The organism is Streptomyces sp. SCL15-4 (assembly GCF_033366695.1).
Classification (GTDB): Bacteria; Actinomycetota; Actinomycetes; order Streptomycetales; family Streptomycetaceae; genus Streptomyces.
Genome location: NZ_JAOBTQ010000001.1, coordinates 1983667 through 2004243, shown reverse-complemented (window position 1 = coordinate 2004243; position 20577 = coordinate 1983667). Strand labels below are relative to the sequence as shown.

Genomic DNA, 20577 nt, shown 5'->3' with positions numbered 1-20577 from the left:
TATGGGCTGCGAGGGACGTTCGACAAGGGGTTAGGAAAGGGGGTGGAGAAAGTGGGCTCCGGCGGGACGGCTCACTCTCCGAGCAGCTCGCGCACGAACGCGTTGGTGAAGGTGCCCGCCGGGTCCAGCGCGCGGGCCAGCGCGCGGAAGTCGGCGAGCCGCGCGTACCGGCCGCGCAGGTCCGCCGCCGGGACACCGAACACCTTGCCCCAGTGCGGGCGCGGGTCGAACGGGGCCAGCGCCTCCTCCAGCCGGCGCACCGCCGGCAGCACCGCCGCCTCGTCGCGCACCCAGGTGAAGTGCAGCGCGACCGAGTCCCGGGCGTGGGCCGGGCTGAGCCACTGCGCGTCGGCGGCGATGGTGCGCACCTCGCAGATCTGGAGCACCCCGGCGACCGTCTCCCGGACGGCGTCGACCGCGTGCAGCGCGTCCACCGCCGTCGCGCGCGGCAGCAGGTACTCCGACTGGATCTCCTCGCCGCTGCTCGGTGTGAGCTCGGCCCGGAAGTGCGGCAGCCGCTCGTGCCAGGGCCCCGGCACCCCGGACTGGAGCGTGCAGTTGGCGGCGGGCATCCCCGGCACCGGATGCAGCGCCTCCCGCGCCGGCTCGGCCCACGGGAAGTCCACCGCCGGCTGATCGGTCCGGCGCTTGACCCACACCTGCCGGAAGCCCGGCCGCCGCCAGTCGGTGAACAGGCTCACGCTGTACGCCGACCCCGCCACCGCCTCGAAGTCGAGGCCCTCCAGCGGGAGTTCGGTGAACACGTACTGCTCGACCTCGAAGGCCGGCTCCAGGTCCAGGGTGAGCGCGGTGACCACGCCGAGGGCACCGAGCGAGGTCACGGCACCGTCGAACCGCGGGTCCCCGCGGCCTATCGACACCGTCGAGCCGTCGGCGGTGAGCAGCTCCACCTCCCGTACGGCCGCCGCGAGCGGACCGTTGCCCATCCCCGAGCCATGGGTGCCGGTCGCCACCGAGCCCGCCACCGAGATGTGCGGCAGCGAGGCCAGGTTGGGCAGGGCCAGCCCCCGCGCGTGGACCGCCCGGGCGAGTTCCGCGTACCGGACGCCACCGGAGACCCGGACCGTACGGGCCGTGGTGTCCACGTCGATCACCGGCTCCAGCCCGGCGATCGACACCAGCACCCCCTCCTCGCCGGGGTCGGCGATCCGGTTGAAGGAGTGCCCGCTGCCCAGGACCCGCACCTTCGCGGCGCCGGCCACCACCGCCCGCAGCGCCTCGAGCGTGTCCGGGCGGTGGAACTCCTTGACCGTGTAGGAGACGCTGCGCGCCCAATTGCTGACCGTCTCCGTCACGTCCGACATCCTGTCTCCCTCACGTGGTGATCCATTGACCCTCTCATCGGCCGGGACCTACCGTAGAGAACGGTTGCTGTCCGCGCGTCACCGAGCCGGGAGGTCCCTTCCTTGACCGAGCGGCCGTACGCCCTGTTCGCCATGACGGCCGGGAACGTGCCGATGGTGTTCCCGCCGGACCTGCTGCGGCGGCTGCGGGCCTGCGTGGACATCGATCCCGGCCTGGTGGCGGAGGACTTCGCCGCCCCCCGGGTACGGCAGGCCCTCGCCCGGACCGAGATCCTCGTCACCGGCTGGGGCTGCCCCCGCCTGGACGCGGCCGTCCTGGACGCGGCACCGCGCCTGCGGGCGGTGCTGCACGCGGCCGGCTCGGTGAAGGGCTTCACCACCGCCGAGGTGTGGCGGCGGGGCATCGCCGTCTCCTCGGCCGCCGAGGCCAACGCCGTCCCCGTCGCCGAGTACACCCTCGCCATGATCCTGCTCGCCGGCAAGGACGTCTTCGCCCTCCGCGACGCGATGCGCGCCCGGCGCGCGCTCCCGTACGACGGCATCCTGCCCGGCGTCGGCAACCACGGCCGGCGCGTCGGCATCGTCGGCGCCTCCCGGGTCGGCCGCCGCCTGATCGAGCTGCTCCGCCCGCACGACCTCGACGTCACGCTCGCCGACCCGTACGTGGACACGGCCGAGGCCGCCCGGCTCGGCGTACCGCTGCGGCCGCTGGAGGACCTGCTGCGCACCAGCGACATCGTCAGCCTGCACGCCCCGCAGACCGCCGAGACCCGCCATCTGATCGGCGCCCGCGAACTCGGCCTGATGCGCGACGGGGCCGTGCTGATCAACACCGCGCGCGGCGCCCTGGTCGACCACGAGGCACTGGTGGCGCACCTGCGCTCCGGACGCCTGAGCGCCGTACTGGACGTGACCGACCCCGAGCCGCCGCCCGCCGGCTCCGCGCTGTACGACCTGCCGAACGCCTTCGTCACCCCGCACCTGGCGGGCTCGCTGGGCAACGAGGTGGCCCGCCTCGGCCGGACGGTGGTGGAGGAGGCCGAACGGCTCTCCTCCGGCGAGCCACTGCGGCACGCCGTCGACCACGCGGTGCTGGAGCGGACGGCCTGACACCCGGCCGGCCCACCGAGCACGCCACGCCCGGACGGCGCCTCCCGCGCCCGCCGTCCGGCACCGCCGTACCGGACCGCGTCGCGCGCCGGGCGGGGACCCGGCACGGCCGGGCCCGGGACGGGGGCATACGGTGTGAGCCGTACGCCTGAACCGGGAGGAGAAAGACGAATGGGCAGTCGTACCGCGCTGGTCGAGGATCTGATGGAGCGGTTCCCGCACGTTCCCCGGGAGGCCGTCTTCAAGGAGGACCTGCTCCGGGGCGGTGTCGCCTTCGACAAGTCCGCCCTGAGCGACAACGAGGACGGGGACGTCAAGCCGAAGTCCTACTTCATCTTCTCCTTCGACCACGGCACCCTGCCCGAGCTGGGCGAGGCCGCGCTGCGCCGGCCCCCGGAGGAGATCATCCTCACCGGCGGACCGTACGACCTGCGGCGCACGGTCGTCTCCGTACGGGTGAACCCCGCCTCGCCGTACCGGGTCGCCGCCGACGGGGAGGGACTGCTCGGCCTGTACCTCGACGGCCGGCGCATCGCCGACGTCGGCGTGCCGCCGATGCCCGAGTACTACCGGCACACGCTCTCCAACGGGAAGTCCGTGATGGAGGTCGCCCCGACCATCCAGTGGGGCTACCTCATCTATCTGACCGTCTTCCGGGTCTGCCAGTACTTCGGCGCCAAGGAGGAGTGCCAGTACTGCGACATCAATCACAACTGGCGCCAGCACAAGGCGGCCGGACGGCCGTACACCGGGGTGAAGGACGTCGAGGAGGTCCTCGAAGCCCTGGAGATCATCGACCGGTACGACACCCAGAAGGCGTCCACCGCCTACACCCTCACCGGCGGCGCGATCACCTCCAAGGTGGCGGGCCGCGACGAGGCCGACTTCTACGGCCACTACGCCAAGGCCATCGAGGAGCGCTTCCCGGGCCGCTGGATCGGCAAGGTCGTCGCCCAGGCGCTGCCCAAGGCGGACGTACAGCGCTTCAAGGACTACGGCGTGCAGATCTACCACCCCAATTTCGAGGTGTGGGACCGCCGGCTGTTCGAGCTGTACTGCCCCGGCAAGGAGCGCTACGTCGGCCGGGACGAGTGGCACCGCCGCATCCTGGACTCCGCCGAGGTGTTCGGCGCGCGCAATGTGATCCCGAACTTCGTGGCGGGCGTGGAGATGGCCGAGCCGTTCGGCTTCACCACCGTCGACGAGGCCATCGCCTCCACCACCGAGGGCCTGCGCTTCTTCATGTCGCACGGCATCACGCCCCGCTTCACCACCTGGTGCCCGGAGCCCACCACCCCGCTCGGCAAGGCCAACCCGCAGGGCGCGCCGCTGGAGTACCACATCCGGCTGCTGGAGGCCTACCGGCGGACCATGGACGACTTCGGTCTGTCCTCCCCGCCCGGCTACGGCCCGCCCGGACCCGGCCGCGCCGTGTTCTCCGTCAGCTCCTTCATGGACAGCCTGCCCGCCGCCGAGCCGGTGGAGCCGGCGCGGGACGCGACGGCCGCCACCGTAAGTGACCGTATGTGAGCAGCCCGTTTGTCAGTGTGTCGAAGACGTGAAAGGCTCTGTGCCCACCGCGAGGTTTTCCGCAACTCTCCCTTCCTCTCCCGAGAGTTGACCTCGTTCGTGGATGCGGGAGTCCCATGTCCGACCTGCCGACCCCCCGGAGCGACACCGAGGTCGCGTCGTTCTCGGAGTACTGGGACGCGGTGCTCTCCTACGCGGACCTGTGCACCGCCGGCTCGCCCACGGCCCATCGGCTGGCCACCGAGGCGTTCGCGGCCGGTCTGCGCGAGATCCGCGCCGCCGCCGGCGGCCCCGTGCGCGGCGCGGGCCGCCGCACCCCGGGACTGCCGCCGATCCCGGCGCTGCTCACCGCCGTACGCGACACCGCCGCCGCCTGGGAGGCCGACGGCCGGGGAGACCGGCTCGATCCCGGCCTGAGGGTGTGGCTCCGCTCCGAGAGCGCCACCCGGTTCGCCGGGCCGCCGCTGGACCGCCCGATCGCCCTGCGTGGCCTCAGGGACCTCCAAAAGGCGGACGCGGAGCTGCTGTGGCTGGCCGAGGTCGAAGCGCTCCCGCTGCCCATCGCGGCCCGCCGGCTCGGCCTGGACCCGGCCGGCGCCGCCGGTGCGCTCGACCGGGTCCGCGGCCTGTTCCGGGACCGCTGCCACCGCGCCCACCTCGACGCCTCGCCGGCCACGCCCTGCCGCGACCACGCCCGCCTGCTGGCCGCGGTCACCCGCTCCCCGGCCGCCGAGATCCCCGCCGGCCTCTCCCGGCACCTCGCCACCTGCGCGCGGTGCGCCGAGGCCGCCGCCTGTCTGCGCCCGCACGGCGGCGGACTGCCCGCCGCGCTGGCCGGCGGGGTCGTCGGCTGGGGCGGCCTCGCCTATCTGGAACGCCGCCGCCGTGCCACCGAGGTCCGCCTCGGCACGGCCGGCCCCGACCCGGACACCGCCGACGCGGCCCCGGGCCGCCGCCGGGTGCCGCGCGGCGGACTGCTGCTGACCGCCGTCGTGCTGTCGGCGCTGGCGCTCGGAGCGTCGCTGACGCGGTTCGGCGGCTCCGGCGACGGCACGGCGCCCGCCGAGGACACCACCGCCGTGCGCGACGACACCGCGGCCCGTGACGCCCGCCCCCGGCCACCACCCCGGCCACCGCCCGCACCGCCCCCCGCCGCACCGGCGGCAGCAGCCCCACGGCCCGGCCCGCCCCGACCGGGAAACCGACCGCCGGCACGAGACCGACCGCCGGCACGGAACCGACAGCCGGCACCGAACGGTCCGCCGGCACGGAACCGACCGCCGTCGGGCAGCCGTCCGCCGACCGGGCGCCGTCCGCCGGCGGCACGCCGGGCCCCGGACTCCAGGACCCCTCCTCCGCCTCCCGCCGGGCCGCCGTCTCCGCCCCGCCCGCCGGCTGCCGGGTCGCCTACCACCTGGACGGCCGGTGGCCCGACGGCTTCCAGGCCACGGTCACCGTCACCACCGAACGCGCCGTCGCCGGCCGCCAGGTCTCCTGGACCTTCCCCGACGGCCGGCGCATCGGCCGCATCTGGAACGCCACCGCCCACCAGAACGGCACCCGGGTCACCGTCACCGCCGCCGGCCGCGCCGCAACGGCCCCCGCCCGCACCACCCTCTCCTTCGGCTTCCTCGGCACCGGGCAGACACAGAACCGCGCCCCGTACGACTTCCGGCTCGACCAGACCGTCTGCGCCGCGGGCTGAGGTCCGGCGAAAATGCTTTGACGCAACACCGCGTCCCCGGGCTACAGTTGCCCCACACGCCGAGGTGGCGTGCGAATTGCGCGAGAGAGAACGAGGAGGTGTCGACCGATGGCTGTCACTGTGCCGGGCGCTGCCCTCATCCAGGAACTCCTCAAGTCCACCTCCGTGGCCGCCGGCTGAACCCACCGCGCAGCGTGCGCGTGCGCCCGGGGCCACCCTTGTGAAGGGTCTCTCCCCTTGTCTTCGTCTTCCACCTCTGCTGTGTTCTCCGCCCTCGCTCCCTACGGCTGGGACGAGGACTGGGCCGACGCGTTCGCCCCGTTCGCGGCCGACGGGCTGCTGCCCGGCCGGGTCGTGCGGGTCGACCGGGGCCAGTGCGACATCGTCACCGCGGCCGGGACCGTCCGCGCCGACACCGAGTACGTCGTGCCCCGCGACCCGATGAAGGTCGTGTGCACCGGTGACTGGGTCGCCGTCGACGCCGAGGGCGACCCGCGCTATGTGCGCGCCTATATGCCCCGCCGCACCGCCTTCGTCCGCTCCACCTCCTCCAAGCGGTCCGAGGGACAGATCCTCGCGGCCAACGTCGACCACGCCGTCGTCGCCGTCTCCCTCGCCCTGGAACTCGACCTCGGCCGCGTCGAACGCTTCCTCGCCCTGGCCTGGGAGTCCGGCGCCCAGCCCGTCGTCGTCCTCACCAAGGCCGACCTCGTGCCCGACCCGGCCACCCTCGGCCACCTCGTGCAGGACGTGGAGACCAGCGCGCCCGGCGTGCCCGTGCTCACCGTCAGCGCCCTGCACGGCGACGGGCTCGACGTGCTCGTGGCGCTCGTCGGCTCCGGTACGAGCGTGCTGCTCGGCCAGTCCGGCGCCGGCAAGTCCACCCTCGCCAACGCGCTCGTCGGCGCGGACGTCATGGACGTACGGGCCGCCCGGGACGTCGACGGCAAGGGCCGGCACACCACGACCACCCGCAACCTGCTCGCCCTGCCCACCGGCGGGGTGCTCATCGACACGCCCGGGCTGCGCGGCGTCGGGCTCTACGACGCCGAGGGAGGCGTCGGGCAGGTGTTCGCCGAGATCGAGGAGCTGGCCCGGCAGTGCCGGTTCCACGACTGCGCGCACGAGAGCGAGCCGGGGTGCGCGGTGCGCTCCGCCGTCGCGGACGGCGCGCTTCCCGAGCGGCGGCTGGAGAGCTACCGCAAGCTGATGCGGGAGAACCAGTGGATCGCGGCCAAGTCCGACGCCCGGGTCCGCGCGGAACTGCGCCGCGACTGGAAGCGGAAGGGGGCCGAGGGCCGGGCCGCCCTGGAGGCCAAGCGCGGCCGCTGGAGCTAGGCGTCCGATTTCCGCTGGCCCGCGCCCCGCGGCCCGGACCACACTGGGAGGTGTGAAGGACGAGGACAGCAGGTACGAGGCGGTACGGAGCCGGGACGCGCGGTTCGACGGGGTGTTCTTCTTCGCCGTCGAGACCACCGGCATCTACTGCCGCCCCAGCTGCCCGGCCGTCACACCGAAACGGCACAACGTGCGGTTCTTCGCGACGGCCGCCGCCGCGCAGGGCTCCGGTTTCCGGGCCTGCCGGCGGTGCCGGCCGGACGCCGTGCCGGGCTCGGCGGAGTGGAACGTCCGCGCGGACGTCACCGGCCGGGCCATGCGCCTGATCGCCGACGGCGTCGTGGACCGCGAGGGCGTGGCCGGGCTCGCCGCGCGGCTCGGCTACAGCGCCCGGCAGGTCCAGCGGCAGCTCACCGCAGAGCTGGGCGCCGGGCCGGTGGCGCTCGCCCGGACGCAGCGCGCGCACACCGCGCGCGTGCTGCTCCAGACCACCGGCCTGCCGGTGACCGAGATCGCGTTCGCGTCCGGGTTCGCCAGCGTGCGGCAGTTCAACGACACCATCCGCGAGGTGTACGCCACGACGCCGACCGAGCTGCGGGCCGCCGCCCTCGGCGACCTGGCCGCCCGCCGGGCCGCGCCCGGCGCGGCCATCCCGCTCCGGCTCGCCCACCGCGGCCCCTACCAGTCGGCCGCCGTCTTCGACCAGCTCGCCCGGGAGGCCGTACCCGGCGTCGAGGAGGTGACCGGCGCCCCGGGCGTCCGCACCTACCGGCGCACCCTGCGACTGCCCTACGGCACCGGGGTCGCCGCCGTCCGGGAACGCGGCCACGCGGCACGGACCGGCGGCGGCGCCCACCCGGGCGGCTGGCTCGACGCCCGGCTCCACCTCACCGACCCGAGAGACCTCACCACCGCCGTGCAGCGGCTGCGCCGGCTGTTCGACCTGGACGCCGACCCGTACGCCGTCGACGAACGGCTCCGCACCGATCCCCGGCTCGCCCCGCTGGTCGCCGCCCGCCCCGGGCTGCGCTCGCCCGGCGCCGTGGACCCGCTGGAGGCCGCCGCCCGCGCCCTGGCCGGTCCCGAAGGCGCCGGCGAACTGGCGCGCCGGTACGGCAAGCCGCTCGACGCGCCGCACCGCGGCCTCACCCACCTCTTCCCCGAACCCGCCGCCCTCGCCGAGGCCGAGCCCGACGGCCCGCTGGGCGCGCTCGCCGCCGCGCTCGCCGACGGCACGCTGCGGCTGGACCCCGGCGCCGACCGGCACACCGCCGAGGAGGCCCTGCTCGCCGTGCCCGGCATGGACCCGGACACCGTCGCCACGCTCCGCGCCCGCGTCCTCGGCGACCCCGACGCGGCCCCGCCCGGCACCTGCCTCCCCGACGCCTGGCGGCCCTGGCGCTCCTACGCCGTCCGGCACCTGCGGGTGGCGGGGGAGCGGATCGCCTGAACACCGGCCCCGTCGAATGCCAGACTCTCCAGCACCCGAGAAGTGAGGAACACCGGCCCGATGACCACCGTGTACTACACCCACCTGGACGCCCCCGTCGGGCCGCTGCTGCTCACCGCGGACGCGGACGGCGCGCTCACCTCGCTGTCCGTGCCCGGGCAGAAGGGCGGGCGGACCGTGCGGGACGACTGGCGGGCGGACGCCGGGCCGTTCCGGGCCGCCGCCGACCAGCTCGCCGCGTACTTCGCGGGCGAGCGCACGGAGTTCCGGCTGCCGCTGCGGGCCGTCGGCACCGAGTTCCGCGAGCGGGTGTGGGCCGCCCTGGACGACGTGCCCTACGGCACCACCGTCACCTACGGAGAGATCGCCGCCCGCATCGGCGCGCCCCGCGCCGCCGTGCGCGCGGTCGGCGGCGCGATCGGCGCCAACCCGCTGCTGATCCTGCGCCCCTGCCACCGGGTCATCGGCGCGAACGGATCGATGACCGGGTACGCCGGGGGACTCGAACGCAAGGTGCGGCTGCTCGGCCTGGAGGGCGTCCTGCGCTGAGAACCGGTGTGCGTCCGGTCAGTCGAGCACCCGCACCACCAGCCGCGCCACGCCCGCGACGCCTCGACCGACCCAGCGGAGCAGTCCCGTCTCCACGACGACTTCGGCGACGTCCGCGGTCGTCTCCGCCCGGTCCGCCCGGTCCGCCCGGTCCGCCCGGTCCGCCCGGTCCGCCCGGTCCGCCCGGTCCGCCCGGTCCGCCCGGTCCGCCCGGTCCGCCCCGGAGCGGCACCGCGGGCAGGACCGGGGCCGACGGCGTCTCCGCTCACCGCACCTCTCGCACACCGTCACCGCTTCGTTCTCCCCTCCCGCGACAACCCCCGGCCCGCGTGGTCCACGCGGCCCGGCCGCTTCCCCGAGCCTGAACGGCTCCTGGACGGGCAGCGCACGTGATCCCGTGGCGGGCGACCGGGGCGGTGTTGCGCCGAACGGGTGGATGTGAGGGCGCGGGACGGCGTGTCGGGCCGGGATGTGGCACCTTCGGCTGCGAACGGCCTCCTGGAAGGGCGGGCACACATGGCCAAGGTCGTACGGGTCCTCGGGGTCCTCCTTCCGCTGCTGCCGGCGGTCCTCATGGCACCGGCCGCCGCCCGGCCGGCTCCGGCGTCCTGGACCGGCAGCTGGGAGACCGCGCCTTCCGGCACCGCCGCCGCGCTGCCCGGCGCCGCCGTCCGCAACGTCGTCCACCTCAGCGTCGGCGGCGCGGCCGTGCGGGTCCGGCTCAGCAACCGGCTCGGCACCCGGCCGCTCCGCCTCGGCGCGGTCACCGTCGCGCTGCGCCGGGCGGCCGGACCCGACGCCCTGCCCGGCACCTTGCGCACCGCCACCTTCCACGGCGCGCGGGAGGTGACCGTCCCGCCGGGCGCGGACGCCGTCACCGACGCGGTGCCGCTGCCCGTGCCGCCCGCCGCCGACCTGCTCGTCACCGTGTACACCCCGGACGACTCCGGCCCCGCCACGTACCACCGCACCGCCCTCCAGACCAGCTACCTGGCCCCGGCCGGCGCCGGCCGGGCCGCCGACGAGGACGGCACCGCGTACACCCGTACCACCGGCCGCTGGTACTACGTCACCGGCGTCGACGTCCGCGGGTTCGCCGCCGGCAGCGTCGTCGCGTTCGGGGACTCGCTCACCGACGGCAACGGCTCCACTCCCGACGCCAACCGCCGCTGGCCCGACCAGCTCGCCCGGCGGCTGCGCGGCCACCGGATCGGCGTCCTCAACGCCGGCATCGCCGGCAACCGCCTGCTGCGCGACGGCACCGGACCGAGTGCCCTCGCCCGCCTGGACGCCGACGCGCTGGACCGGGCCGGGGTCCGGGCACTGGTGGTCTTCGAGGGCATCAACGACATCAAGGGCATCCCGCAGGCGTACGACCCCGCCGCCTACGCGGACGCCTACCGCCTCCTGACGGCCCGCGCCCACGCCCGGGGCATCCCGGTCGTCGGCGTCACCCTCACCCCGTACGGCGGCTACCCCGCCTGGACCCCGGCCGGCGAGGCGGCCCGGCTGCGGGTGAACGCCTTCGTCCGTACCGGCGGCGCCTTCGACGCCGTGGCCGACGCGGACGCCGCCGTACGCGACCCGGCCGACCCCGCCCGCATCCTGCCCGCCTACGACCCGGGCGACCACCTGCACTTCAACGACGTGGGCATGGCCGCCGTGGCCGACACCATCCGCGTCGCCCTGACCCACCGCCCCATCGGCCTCCTCCGACCCACCGGTGACACCGTGCCGACACCCCCCACCGCCCCGCCCGGCATCCGGCCCCGGGCGTAGCCACGGGCCGGCGGAGTTCCGCGCCCGCGCCCACGGTCCTGGCCGGTGTGCGGTCCCGGGTGTGGGAAGGGGCGGGCGGAGTTCCGCGCCGCGCCCGCCGCCCCGGCCGAAGGGCCGCCCCGGACGTAGCCACGGGTCGGTGAAGTCGCACGCCCGCGACCATGGTCCTGGTCGGTGTCCGGCCCAGGGGTATGCACGGGTCGGCGGAGTTCCGCGCCGTGCCCGCCGTTCCGGCCTGTGCCCGGCCCGGGGCGTGGGCGCCGGCCGGCAGCGTCCCGCGGCCGCGTCCGCCGCCCGGGCCGGAGGCCCGGCTTCGGGTAGCAGGCACGGGTCGGCGGAGTTCCGCGCCCGCGACCACGGTCCTGGTCGGTGTCCGGCCCCGGGGGTATGCACGGGTCGGCGGAGTTCCGCGCCTGCGCCCGCCGCCCCGGGGTGCGGGCACGAGTCGGTGAGGTTCCGTGCCCGCGCTCGCCGTTCCGGCCCGGGCTGTGGCCGGGTGCGGGTCAGTGGTGGTGGTCCTCGCGGGTCACCCAGCCCCGTTCCCAGGCGTGCCAGCCCAGTTGCATCCGGGTCGTCACCCCCGCCAGCTCCATCAGCCGCCGTACCCGGCGCTGTACGGTCCGCAGGCCCACATCGAGCTGTTTGGCCACGCTCGCGTCGGTCAGCCCCGCCAGCAGCAGCGACAGCACCTCCAGATCGGTGGCGTCCGGGGCGTCCGGCCGTTCCTCGGCCACCCCGGCGGCGCCCATCCGCAGCGGCAGCGCCTCCCGCCACACCGACTCGAACAGCCCGGCGAGCAGCTCCAGCAATCCGCTGGCGTGCACCACCAGCGCCGCCGGCTCGGCGGCCCTGGAGGTCAGCGGCACCAGCGCGAGCGCGCGGTCGGCCACCACCAGCTTCGTCGGCACCCGGTCCACCACCCGGACCCGCTCGTCCCGGCCGAGCGCCGCCCGCAGCTCGGTCAGCCCGTGCGGCCGGTCCAGCACCGTGCGCTCCACCACCACCCGGTAGCGCACCCCGCGCCCGGCCGCCTGCTCCTCCGCCTCGTTCTCCATCCCGGACACCACCATCGGGTCGCCGGTCACCAGCGCGCACACCTCCTCGGTGGCGCCCAGCTGGAGCTGGAGAAAGCGCTGCGCGACCGCCGAAGCACCGGTCACCACCTCCACCAGGTCGTGCACCGCCGGTTCGGCCGCCGTCGCCCGGAACTCCTCCGCGAGCAGCGCGGCCGTCAGTTCCGCCTGCTCCAGTTCGTGCCGCCGCTGGGTGAGCAGCGCGGCCAGCGCCACTCCGGGCGGCGCCGCGACCCAGCGGCCCGGCCGGGCCGGGGACTGCGCCGCCAGGCCCTGCCGCTCCAGCCGGCGCAGCGCCCGCTCGGCGTCCTGCTCGGCCAGCGTCAGGCGCCGCGCCAGATCGGCCACATCGGCCGCGCCCACGGACACCAGTGCCCGGTAGGCCGCCTCGTGCGTCTCGTCCAGGCCTATCGCTGCCAGCATCGCCCTGCGTCCCTCCCTGTCGCGTCGAGCAGGCGGAAACGGAGCGGCGTGGCGGAAAACGGCCACGGCGCAAACCCGCCGCCCCACATCATCGCCGTAGCGGCGGCGCGTCTGCCAAGGTGGCAGCAGCCGCGGAACACACGGCCGTTCACCTGGTTCACGGGCGCGATCCCGGGAACCCGGCCGGTGTCGTGGCCCGGGCCCGGACGTGTGTGAGCGTGCGGCAGGGGACCCGGGGCCGGGCCACCTCGAACGTCGCCGGGCGGTCCTCCCGTGGGGGGTGGGGCCGTCCGGCGGCCACCATCCCCGCGCCGTACGGCTGTTCGTGTCCGCACGGCGGCCGGTGCGCCGTATTTTTCCGGTGCGCCGTTTCCCCGCGGCCCGCGCGGTGGACAATCGGGAGCATGAGCCAGCAGGGTGCGAGTCCCGCTCGTCAGGACGACGACTGGTGGGGGGAGTTGTACGACGGCGCGGCACCGGACACGGGTCCCACGCAGGCGCCCGACTCCCTGGACGACCGGTTCGCCTCGGCACGGAACGCCGTGACGGAACGGCCGCGCCCCCAGCAGCCGTCGCCTCCCCCGGAACCGCCGCGACCCCGGCCCCCGCTCCCGGACCACCCCGTCGCCCCCGCCGACACCCCGGACTACGTCGGCTCCGGCCCGCCCACCTACGACCCCGAGCCCACCGCCCTCCCGCCCGCCGACCCCGACGCACCGCACGAACTGGTCCCGGACACTGTGCTGGACGGCGCCCGGTACGGAGCGTGCACGCTGCGTGCCGTGTCGCTGCGCGGGGACTCGGCGCGCTACCGGGGCGAGCCGCGCCGCGACGCGCTGCTCGTCGCGCGCTTCGGGACCGGGGAACAGGCGCTGGTCCTCGTGGTGATGGCGGCCGGTGCCCGGGCCGTGCCCGGCGCGCACCTGGCGGCGGCCGAGGCGTGCCGGGAGATCGCGCGGGCGGTGGGCCGCAGCCATGAGCGGCTCGCGCAGGACATCCGGGCGGCCCGGCACGGCGACCTGAAGTCCGGTCTGCGCCGGCTCGCCGACCGCGGTCTCGGCAGGCTCCGGGCGGGTGCCGCCGGGCAGGACGCCGCGGCCGGCGCGGCCCCGGTGAGCCTGCGCTGCCTGCTGCTGCCCGCCGACCCGGAGTGCCGTGTCCGGGTGTTCTTCGGGGTCGGCGACGGCGGGCTGTTCCGGCTGCGGGACGGCGCCTGGCAGGACATCGAGCCGCGCCCGACGGCCGACGGCGCCGCCTTCGGCGTACCGCCGGCGCGGACGCCCGACGGCGACCGGCTCGCCTCGAACCCCGGTGCCGCGCGGCCGGGCCGCTCCGTCGCCGGCCCGCCATCCGAGCCGTTCCGGTTCCGCGCCTCGGTAGCCCGCCCGGGTGATGTGCTGGTGCTGTGCACGGCCGGCCTGGCCGACCCGCTGCGCGAGGAGGACGCGCTGCGCGCCCGCCTGGCCCGCCGCTGGTCCGGCGGCACCCCGCCCGGTCTCGCCGCCTTCCTCGCCGACGCCCGGGTACGGGTGAAGGGGTACGCCGACGACCGTACGGCGGCGGCCGTGTGGGAGGCGTAACCGCGGCCCCTGTGGATTGATGGAAACGGCAGGGCCGTATTCCGGGAGCGAAGGGGCAGACGCGAGCCATGGCCAAACAGAACGTAGCCGAGCAGTTCGTCGACATCCTCGTCCGCGCGGGAGTGCGCCGCCTCTACGGCGTCGTCGGCGACAGCCTCAACCCGGTCGTGGACGCCGTCCGCCGCAACGCCGCCATCGACTGGATCCACGTGCGCCACGAGGAGACCGCCGCGTTCGCCGCCGGTGCCGAGGCCCAGATCACCGGGAAGCTGGGCGCCTGCGCGGGCTCCTGCGGCCCCGGCAACCTGCACCTGATCAACGGCCTGTACGACGCCCACCGCTCCATGGCCCCGGTGCTCGCGCTCGCCTCGCACATCCCCTCCAGCGAGATCGGGCTCGGCTACTTCCAGGAGACCCACCCGGACCGGCTGTTCCAGGAGTGCAGCCACTACAGCGAGCTGATCTCCAGCCCCAAGCAGATGCCCCGGCTGCTGCAGACCGCCATCCAGCACGCGGTCGGGCAGCGGGGCGTGAGCGTGGTCTCGCTGCCCGGGGACATCGCCGCCGAGCCCGCCCCGGAGAAGGCCGCGCAGAGCGCGCTCGTCACCTCCCGGCCCACCGTGCGCCCCGGGGACGCCGAGATCGACCGGCTGGCGGAGATGATCGACGCGGCCGGCAGGGTCACCCTGTTCTGCGGCAGCGGCACGGCCGGCGCGCACGCCGAGGTGATGGAGTTCGCCGGGAAGATCAAGTCTCCCGTGGGCCACGCGCTCAGGGGAAAGGAGTACATCCAGTACGACAATCCCTTCGATGTAGGGATGAGCGGGCTGCTCGGCTACGGCGCCGCCTACGAGGCCACCCACGAGTGCGATCTGCTGATCCTGCTCGGCACCGACTTCCCGTACAACGCCTTCCTGCCCGACGACGTACGCATCGCCCAGGTCGACGTGCGGCCCGAGGTGCTCGGCCGCCGCTCCCGGCTCGACCTCGCCGTCTGGGGCGACGTGCGCGAGACGCTGCGGTGCCTGATCCCGCGGGTGCGGGAGAAGACCGACCGGCGCTTCCTCGACCGCATGCTGAAGAAGCACGCCGACGCGCTGGAGGGCGTGGTCAAGGCCTACACCCGCAAGGTCGACAAGCACGTCCCGATCCATCCCGAGTACGTGGCCGCCGTGCTGGACGAAGTCGCCGACGACGACGCGGTGTTCACCGTCGACACCGGGATGTGCAACGTCTGGGCCGCCCGCTACATCACGCCCAACGGCCGCCGCCGGATCATCGGTTCGTTCTCCCACGGGTCCATGGCGAACGCGCTGCCGATGGCGATCGGCGCCCAGTTCACCGACCGGCGCCGGCAGGTGGTCGCCATGTCCGGGGACGGCGGCTTCTCCATGCTGATGGGCGACTTCCTGACGCTCGCCCAGTACGACCTGCCGGTGAAGGTGGTGCTGTTCAACAACTCCTCGCTCGGCATGGTCGAGTTGGAGATGCTGGTCGCGGGCCTGCCGTCGTACGGCACCGCCAACACCAACCCGGACTTCGCCGCCGTGGCCCGGGCCTGCGGCGCCCACGGCATCCGGGTGGAGAAGCCCAAGCAGCTGGCCGGCGCGCTCAAGGAGGCGTTCCGGCACAAGGGACCCGCACTGGTGGACATCGTCACCGACCCCAACGCCCTCTCCATCCCGCCGAAGATCAGTGCCGAGATGGTCACCGGGTTCGCGCTGTCCGCCTCCAAGATCGTGCTGGACGGCGGCGTCGGCCGGATGCTCCAGATGGCCCGCTCCAACCTGCGAAACGTGCCACGCCCGTAAGCGCCCCGAGGTGGGAGCGTATTTCGGCCAGTTTCACGGGGCGTGACGGAGTGCCGACCGCCGGTGCCGGACGGGACCGGGCCGCCGTCGCGGGACGTCCGTGGCGTCCTGCGGCGTCCGTGGCGCCCGGTGCGTGGCGGCGGAGCGGTGCCCCGGGCGGCGGGGACGCTGTGCGGATATGGCCGAACCGCCGGTCATCGGGCATACGTCAGGACTGCCCCGGTGTCCGCTGGGCAAGCATCCCCCGTGAACGTGTTCGACCAGGAGGGGCAGGGACTCGGCGGCGTGCGGGCGGGGGCCATGAAGAGGCAGGCACGAGGGGGCGGTCCCGTGACCGTCGGGGCCTTCTCGGCGACAGCGGGGGACAGGACCGACACCATCACCGACGACGCGCGACGGCTGAGGCGCAGACTGGGCCGGGCGGACCTCAGGGCGGTGCCGGAGGCCCGCCGGGCGCTGCGCGAACTGCTGCGGCACTGGGGCAAACCGGGCCGCTCGGAGATCGCCGAACTGCTCACCAGCGAACTCGTCACCAACGCGCTCGTCCACACCGATCACGACGCCGTCCTGACGGCCGTGCTGGAACCGGACGGACTGCGCGTGGAGGTACGGGACTTCGTGGCCCGCAAGCCCGAGGTGCACGTCCCGGACACCGACGACGACACCCACGGCCGGGGCCTGGTGCTGGTCGAGTCCCTGGCCGACGCCTGGGGAGTACGGCCGCACGGCGTGGGCAAGTCGGTGTGGTTCGAACTGGGCGCCGAGGCGGCGTGAGCGGGCCGCGGCGCGGGCGTGTCCGCACCGGTCACGGCCCGCGCCGCGACCCGCGGCCGTAGCGCGGTCAGCCGAGCTGCCGCTCCAGGTCCTGGAGCTTGCGCTCCAGGGAGTCCAGGCGCGGCAGGGCCATGGTGTCGTCCTCGGCCGTGAGGTCGACGGTCAGCGGCTCAGCCGCGCCGCGGACCGGCTGGAGAGAGGGCCGGGCGGGTACGGGCAGCGGCTCCGGGGTGGATATGGCGGGCTCCGCGGTCGGCGCCGGAGCGGCCGTGCGCTCCACCGGCTGCACCTCGACCCGCCGGCCGGCGCCCCGGCCCGCGAAGCCGCGGTGGCCCCGGCTGATCGCCTTCAACCGGGCCCGCTCCACGCGCTGCTGGTCGCGCCGGTGCTGCCGGGCCTGCTCCTTCTGCCGCTTGTCCTCGCGGACCTCCTCGACCGCCTCGTCCAGGCTGCGCACGCCCTCCAGGAGCATCAGCGACCAGGCCCGGAAGGTCTCGCGCGGCGCCCGCACCCAGCGCACGATCCGGATCTGCGGCAGCGGGCGCGGCACCAGGCCCTGCTCGCGCAGCGCGGCCCGGCGGGTCTGCTTCAGCGCCCGGTCGAAGAGCACGGCGGCCGACAGCGACATGCCGGAGAAGAACTGCGGAGCACCGGCGTGGCCCGCCCCGCGAGGCGCGTGCACCCAGTTGAACCAGGCCGCCGCCGCGGCGAACAGCCACACGAGTATCCGGGAACCGAGGGCGGCGTCGCCGTGGCTGGCCTCGCGCACGGCGAGGACGGAGCAGAACATCGCCGCGCCGTCCAGGCCGAACGGCACCAGGTACTGCCAGCCGTCGCTCAGCCCGAGGTTCTGTTCGCCGAAGCCGACCAGGCCGTGGAAGGACAGCGCCGCCGCCACCGCCGCGCAGCAGAACAGCAGCGCGTAGGAGGCCGTACCGTAGAGGGCCTCCTTGCGCCGGCGGCGCTCCTCGCTGCGCTCCCAGGAGTCGTCCGCGCCCGCGTTCTCCCCGGCGGAGCGCTTGCCGCGGGCGAGCACCGCCACTGCCACCAGCACGCCCAGGAGCAGTACGGCGCCCGGAAGCAGCCAGTTCAGCGATATGTCGGTCAGTCTCATCAGGGTCCCTTGCATGGGGATAGGGCGTAACGCCCGCCATAGTGGCCCATTCCCGGCGTCCCTCAGGGGGTTTCGGGGCAAGAGGCCGCCAAGGGAGTGCGCGAGGGATGTCCTGGACGGCTTTCTGCTCGAACTGCCGCGTGACGGGCGGGAGTTGAGTTCGAACAGACTACCCGTACGGGTGGTTCGGGGAAAAGTTGCCGTGGTGGGCGGGACGGTTGTGCCCGGCCGGACCGGTTCCTCAGCCGGCCGCGGCCCCGGTGAGCCTGGCGATCCTCTCGCCGTCCCGGGTGCGCGGGCACGTCACGCAGGTGTCCTGCGGGCGAACGGTGTAGAACATGCAGCAGCTCGCCCGGTCCCGGGTGTGCAGCGGGGCGCCGTCCGCGGCGGCCAGCACCCGGAACCCGGCCGAGCCGGCGTACGGCGGGGTCGACCCCGGCAGCAGCAGCTCCAGCTCCGCGACGGCCCGGGCCGCCTCCTCCTCGCCGAGCAGCCCGGCGACGTACCACAGGCCCTCCACGGCCTCGTCGGTCGCCATGCCCCACAGCGCGCGCCCGCGCCGCCGCATCCGGGGCCCGAAGGCCGCGAGCACCGGCTCCAGGTGCTCGGCCAGGGCCGAGCGCACCTCGGTCCGCAGCGCCTCCTCGTCCGGTACGACGATGGTGCCGGGCAGCGCGGCGGTGGGGTCGTCCGGCAGACAGGCGACGGAGACGGGGCGGCGCACGGCCATCCGGCCCGCCGTACGGTCGTAGCCGACGTGCGTCACGGGCAGCCGGGGCACCCGGCGGTGCAGGAACCACGGGACGGTGATCAGCAGAGCGGCCGCCCAGGCGTAGCGGTGCAGGCCGAAGCTCGCGACGACGTCCGGGCGGGCCGGCCGGCCGTAGTCCCGCTCCACCTGCGCCGCGTCCCAGGCCAGGAAGGTGTCCAGTGCCGCGCCGCCCGCCGCGAGGGCGGCGGCCTCGACCCAGCCCGGGCCGCCGGGCGCCGGGTCCCGCGGGCCCAGCTCGGTCACCCTCAGCCCCGGAAAGGCGGCGGCGAGGCGGTCGTAGGCGGCGGTGAGCGGCGAGGTCGCGGCGGGCATGGCGGAACCACCGATCCTTGGAAGCGTCCGTGGTCATGGACCGAGCTGTAAAGGCAAGCCTAACCTTACTCAGTTGGAGTGGAGTTTGACCTGCCGCCCGGTGCGCCTAAGGTGCTTGACGGACAACCGACAACCCGTCGTCAATGACCCCAAGACCGACAAGCCGCCAGGAGGACCCGTGAAGCAGGGCGTGCAGGGCTCCCCGGGCAAGCCGGTCGCGGCCCGGGGCGAGCACCCGTGCGCCGAGCGGCCGGTTCCGCTGCCGCGGGGCGCGGTACGGCGCTCCTCGGTGCGCGGGCAGATCCTGGACGCGCTGCGCACCGCGCTGGTCACCGGCGACCTGCGGCCCGGCGAGGTCTACTCGGCGCCGGCGCTCGGGGAGCGGTTCGGCGTCTCGGCCACGCCCGTGCGGGAGGCCATGCAGCAGCTCGCGCTGGAGGGCGCCGTCGAGGTCGTGCCCAACCGCGGCTTCCGGGTCGTCGAGCGCGGGGCCCGCGAGCTGGCCGAGCTGGCGGAGGTGCGGGCGCTGCTGGAGGTGCCCGTGATGATGCGGCTCGCGCGCACGGTGCCGGCCGAGCGGTGGGCCGAGCTGCGGCCGCTGGCGGAGGAGACGGTACGCGTGGCGGCCACGGGCTGCCCGGCGGCGTACGCCGAGGCCGACCGCGCCTTCCACCGGGCGCTGCTCGCGCCGGCGGGCAACGAGCAGCTGGTCCGGATCGCCGAGGATCTGCACCGGCGGGCGCAGTGGCCGCCGGTGCGGCGGGGACGGGCCGACCTGGTCGCCGACGCGGCGCAACACGTGGCTCTCCTGGACGCGTTGTGCCTCGGGGACGTGGACGTGGTGCGGGGGCTGGTGCACCGGCATTTCGCGGGCGCGAGCTGAGCCCTGGCGGAACGGCGCCGTCGGACCGCGCCCCGTCAGGAGCGCGCGCACCGGCGCGACCGGCCACGCACCGCACCGCACCCGGCCACGCACCGCACCGCACCCGGCCACGCACCCGAACCACTCCACTCCTACGCCGACTCCGCCCCAACGCCGACTCCGCCCCTACGCCGTCGCCACCCCCGGAGCCGGCGGCGCCAGTTGGCTCGCCAGCCATGTCGGGACGCCGCCCAGGAGCCGGAACAGGCGCCGGGCCTCCTCGCGCAGGCGGGATGCCTCCGGTTCCTCCTCGGTGTCGGCCAGGGACACCAGTGCCGGCGCCGTGCCCACCAGATAGCCCAGCTCCTCCCGGATCCGCAGGGACTCGGCGAAGCCGTGCCGCGCGTCGGCCAACTCGCCGTCCCGCAGGGCGAGTCCGGCCAGGTGCCGCCAGGTGAAGGACAGCAGCAGAGAGTCCGCGCGCGCCCCCGCCGCCGCGTGCGCCCGGCGGTACGCGGCGCGCGCCGCCTGCGGTGAGCGGGTCAGGTTCTCCGCGACCAGCCCCCGGCGGAAGTCCAGCAGGCCCCGCCCCGGCGACCCCGGAGGGATCAGCGCCGCCGCCCGGCCCAGCGCGGCCCGCGCCTCGTCCGCGCGGTCCCGGACGCCGTGCAGCGTGGCCGTGTAGGCGAGCTGGCCCCGCTCGCACGCGGCGGCCCCGCGCTCCTCGTCGCTGTGCGCCACCGCCTCCGCCGTGCGCAGCGCGTCCTCCGCCTCCGCCCAGCCCCGCTCGGTGTACAGGCACCGTTCGACCAGCAGCGCGGCCCGCTGCAACGCCGGTGCTGCCCGGTCGGCCGGCAGCAGGGCCGCCGCGTCGGCCCAGCAGGCCCGGCTGCGCAGCCGCCATACCGCGGTCTGGAGAGGATCGTCATCGGTCGTTCCGTTACCAGACATGGCGGTATGCGCCACGTTGCCCTCCCCATGCACGCCATCGAGCTGTTGAGTGGTGGCCGCATTCCAGCACCCTTGGCCGGGCCCGGCCAAGAGGATGGGTGAAAAATTTCACAAAGTAG

17 protein-coding genes are annotated in these 20577 nt (G+C 75.2%); 11 read left to right on the top strand and 6 right to left on the bottom strand.

The genetic code is table 11. From position 1 onward, the window contains the following. Positions 1–71 precede the first annotated feature (71 nt). Complete coding sequence (locus tag SCK26_RS08395) at positions 72–1325, bottom strand: FAD-binding protein (RefSeq protein WP_318200639.1); 1254 nt, start codon at positions 1323–1325, stop codon at positions 72–74. A gap of 102 nt (positions 1326–1427) precedes the next feature. Here SCK26_RS08395 and SCK26_RS08390 point away from each other — a divergent pair, with 102 nt between their 5' ends. From SCK26_RS08390 to SCK26_RS08365, 6 genes are all read left to right on the top strand, one after another. Beyond that, entirely contained in the window at positions 1428–2435 is a 1008-nt protein-coding gene (locus SCK26_RS08390) for a hydroxyacid dehydrogenase (protein ID WP_318200638.1), read from the top strand. Between the two features lie 171 nt (positions 2436–2606). Then, positions 2607–3965 carry a radical SAM protein gene (locus tag SCK26_RS08385; RefSeq protein ID WP_318200637.1) on the top strand — a complete coding sequence of 453 codons (1359 nt, stop codon included), beginning with the start codon at positions 2607–2609 and terminating at the stop codon, positions 3963–3965. Positions 3966–5379: 1414 nt separating this feature from the next. Beyond that, on the top strand, positions 5380–5670 hold the full coding sequence (locus tag SCK26_RS08380; protein ID WP_318205959.1) for a cellulose binding domain-containing protein: 291 nt from the start codon (positions 5380–5382) through the stop codon (positions 5668–5670). A 237-nt stretch (positions 5671–5907) separates the two neighbouring features. Next, positions 5908–7008, top strand: a complete 1101-nt coding sequence (gene rsgA / locus SCK26_RS08375; protein WP_318200636.1) for a ribosome small subunit-dependent GTPase A — start codon at positions 5908–5910, stop codon at positions 7006–7008. Between the two features lie 52 nt (positions 7009–7060). Further along, entirely contained in the window at positions 7061–8458 is a 1398-nt protein-coding gene (locus SCK26_RS08370; protein ID WP_318200635.1) for a bifunctional transcriptional activator/DNA repair enzyme AdaA, read from the top strand. Between the two features lie 60 nt (positions 8459–8518). Further along, positions 8519–9007, top strand: coding sequence for a methylated-DNA--[protein]-cysteine S-methyltransferase (locus SCK26_RS08365; protein WP_318200634.1), 489 nt, complete (start codon positions 8519–8521; stop codon positions 9005–9007). Positions 9008–9025: 18 nt separating this feature from the next. Here SCK26_RS08365 and SCK26_RS08360 read toward each other — a convergent pair whose 3' ends face one another. Beyond that, positions 9026–9298, bottom strand: a complete 273-nt coding sequence (locus SCK26_RS08360) for a hypothetical protein (RefSeq protein ID WP_318200633.1) — start codon at positions 9296–9298, stop codon at positions 9026–9028. Between the two features lie 225 nt (positions 9299–9523). Here SCK26_RS08360 and SCK26_RS08355 point away from each other — a divergent pair, with 225 nt between their 5' ends. After that, entirely contained in the window at positions 9524–10786 is a 1263-nt protein-coding gene (locus SCK26_RS08355) for a GDSL-type esterase/lipase family protein (RefSeq protein WP_318200632.1), read from the top strand. A gap of 503 nt (positions 10787–11289) precedes the next feature. Here the strand turns inward: SCK26_RS08355 and SCK26_RS08350 are convergent. Then, positions 11290–12282 (bottom strand): helix-turn-helix domain-containing protein, encoded by a 993-nt coding sequence (locus tag SCK26_RS08350; RefSeq protein ID WP_318200631.1) that lies wholly within the window; start codon positions 12280–12282, stop codon positions 11290–11292. 404 nt (positions 12283–12686) lie between these two features. On the opposite strand from SCK26_RS08350, the gene SCK26_RS08345 reads away from it, so the two are divergent. The 3 genes from SCK26_RS08345 (at position 12687) to SCK26_RS08335 (ending at position 16447) form a co-directional block, all read left to right on the top strand. Further along, positions 12687–13862, top strand: coding sequence for a protein phosphatase 2C domain-containing protein (locus SCK26_RS08345; protein WP_318200630.1), 1176 nt, complete (start codon positions 12687–12689; stop codon positions 13860–13862). Between the two features lie 68 nt (positions 13863–13930). Beyond that, positions 13931–15673 (top strand): pyruvate dehydrogenase, encoded by a 1743-nt coding sequence (locus SCK26_RS08340; protein WP_318200629.1) that lies wholly within the window; start codon positions 13931–13933, stop codon positions 15671–15673. A gap of 300 nt (positions 15674–15973) precedes the next feature. Further along, entirely contained in the window at positions 15974–16447 is a 474-nt protein-coding gene (locus SCK26_RS08335; protein WP_318205958.1) for an ATP-binding protein, read from the top strand. A 67-nt stretch (positions 16448–16514) separates the two neighbouring features. Here the strand turns inward: SCK26_RS08335 and SCK26_RS08330 are convergent, their stop codons facing one another. Both SCK26_RS08330 and SCK26_RS08325 read right to left on the bottom strand, forming a co-directional pair. Continuing rightward, on the bottom strand, positions 16515–17561 hold the full coding sequence (locus tag SCK26_RS08330) for a DUF2637 domain-containing protein (protein WP_318200628.1): 1047 nt from the start codon (positions 17559–17561) through the stop codon (positions 16515–16517). 241 nt (positions 17562–17802) lie between these two features. Continuing rightward, entirely contained in the window at positions 17803–18645 is an 843-nt protein-coding gene (locus tag SCK26_RS08325) for a (2Fe-2S)-binding protein (RefSeq protein ID WP_318200627.1), read from the bottom strand. A gap of 178 nt (positions 18646–18823) precedes the next feature. Between SCK26_RS08325 and SCK26_RS08320 the strand changes: the two genes are divergently transcribed. Next, positions 18824–19528, top strand: a complete 705-nt coding sequence (locus SCK26_RS08320; RefSeq protein WP_318200626.1) for a GntR family transcriptional regulator — start codon at positions 18824–18826, stop codon at positions 19526–19528. A gap of 165 nt (positions 19529–19693) precedes the next feature. Here SCK26_RS08320 and SCK26_RS08315 read toward each other — a convergent pair whose 3' ends face one another. Beyond that, entirely contained in the window at positions 19694–20458 is a 765-nt protein-coding gene (locus SCK26_RS08315; RefSeq protein WP_318200625.1) for a hypothetical protein, read from the bottom strand. Positions 20459–20577 lie beyond the last annotated feature (119 nt).

Coding starts and splice junctions, on each gene's coding strand:
- SCK26_RS08395 (WP_318200639.1), bottom strand. CDS start 1,325: ATGTCGGACGTGACGGAGACGGTCAGCAATTGGGCGCGCAGCGTCTCC.
- SCK26_RS08385 (WP_318200637.1), top strand. CDS start 2,607: ATGGGCAGTCGTACCGCGCTGGTCGAGGATCTGATGGAGCGGTTCCCG.
- SCK26_RS08365 (WP_318200634.1), top strand. CDS start 8,519: ATGACCACCGTGTACTACACCCACCTGGACGCCCCCGTCGGGCCGCTG.
- SCK26_RS08355 (WP_318200632.1), top strand. CDS start 9,524: ATGGCCAAGGTCGTACGGGTCCTCGGGGTCCTCCTTCCGCTGCTGCCG.
- SCK26_RS08350 (WP_318200631.1), bottom strand. CDS start 12,282: ATGCTGGCAGCGATAGGCCTGGACGAGACGCACGAGGCGGCCTACCGG.
- SCK26_RS08345 (WP_318200630.1), top strand. CDS start 12,687: ATGAGCCAGCAGGGTGCGAGTCCCGCTCGTCAGGACGACGACTGGTGG.
- SCK26_RS08340 (WP_318200629.1), top strand. CDS start 13,931: ATGGCCAAACAGAACGTAGCCGAGCAGTTCGTCGACATCCTCGTCCGC.
- SCK26_RS08335 (WP_318205958.1), top strand. CDS start 15,974: ATGAAGAGGCAGGCACGAGGGGGCGGTCCCGTGACCGTCGGGGCCTTC.
- SCK26_RS08330 (WP_318200628.1), bottom strand. CDS start 17,561: ATGAGACTGACCGACATATCGCTGAACTGGCTGCTTCCGGGCGCCGTA.
- SCK26_RS08325 (WP_318200627.1), bottom strand. CDS start 18,645: ATGCCCGCCGCGACCTCGCCGCTCACCGCCGCCTACGACCGCCTCGCC.
- SCK26_RS08315 (WP_318200625.1), bottom strand. CDS start 20,458: ATGTCTGGTAACGGAACGACCGATGACGATCCTCTCCAGACCGCGGTA.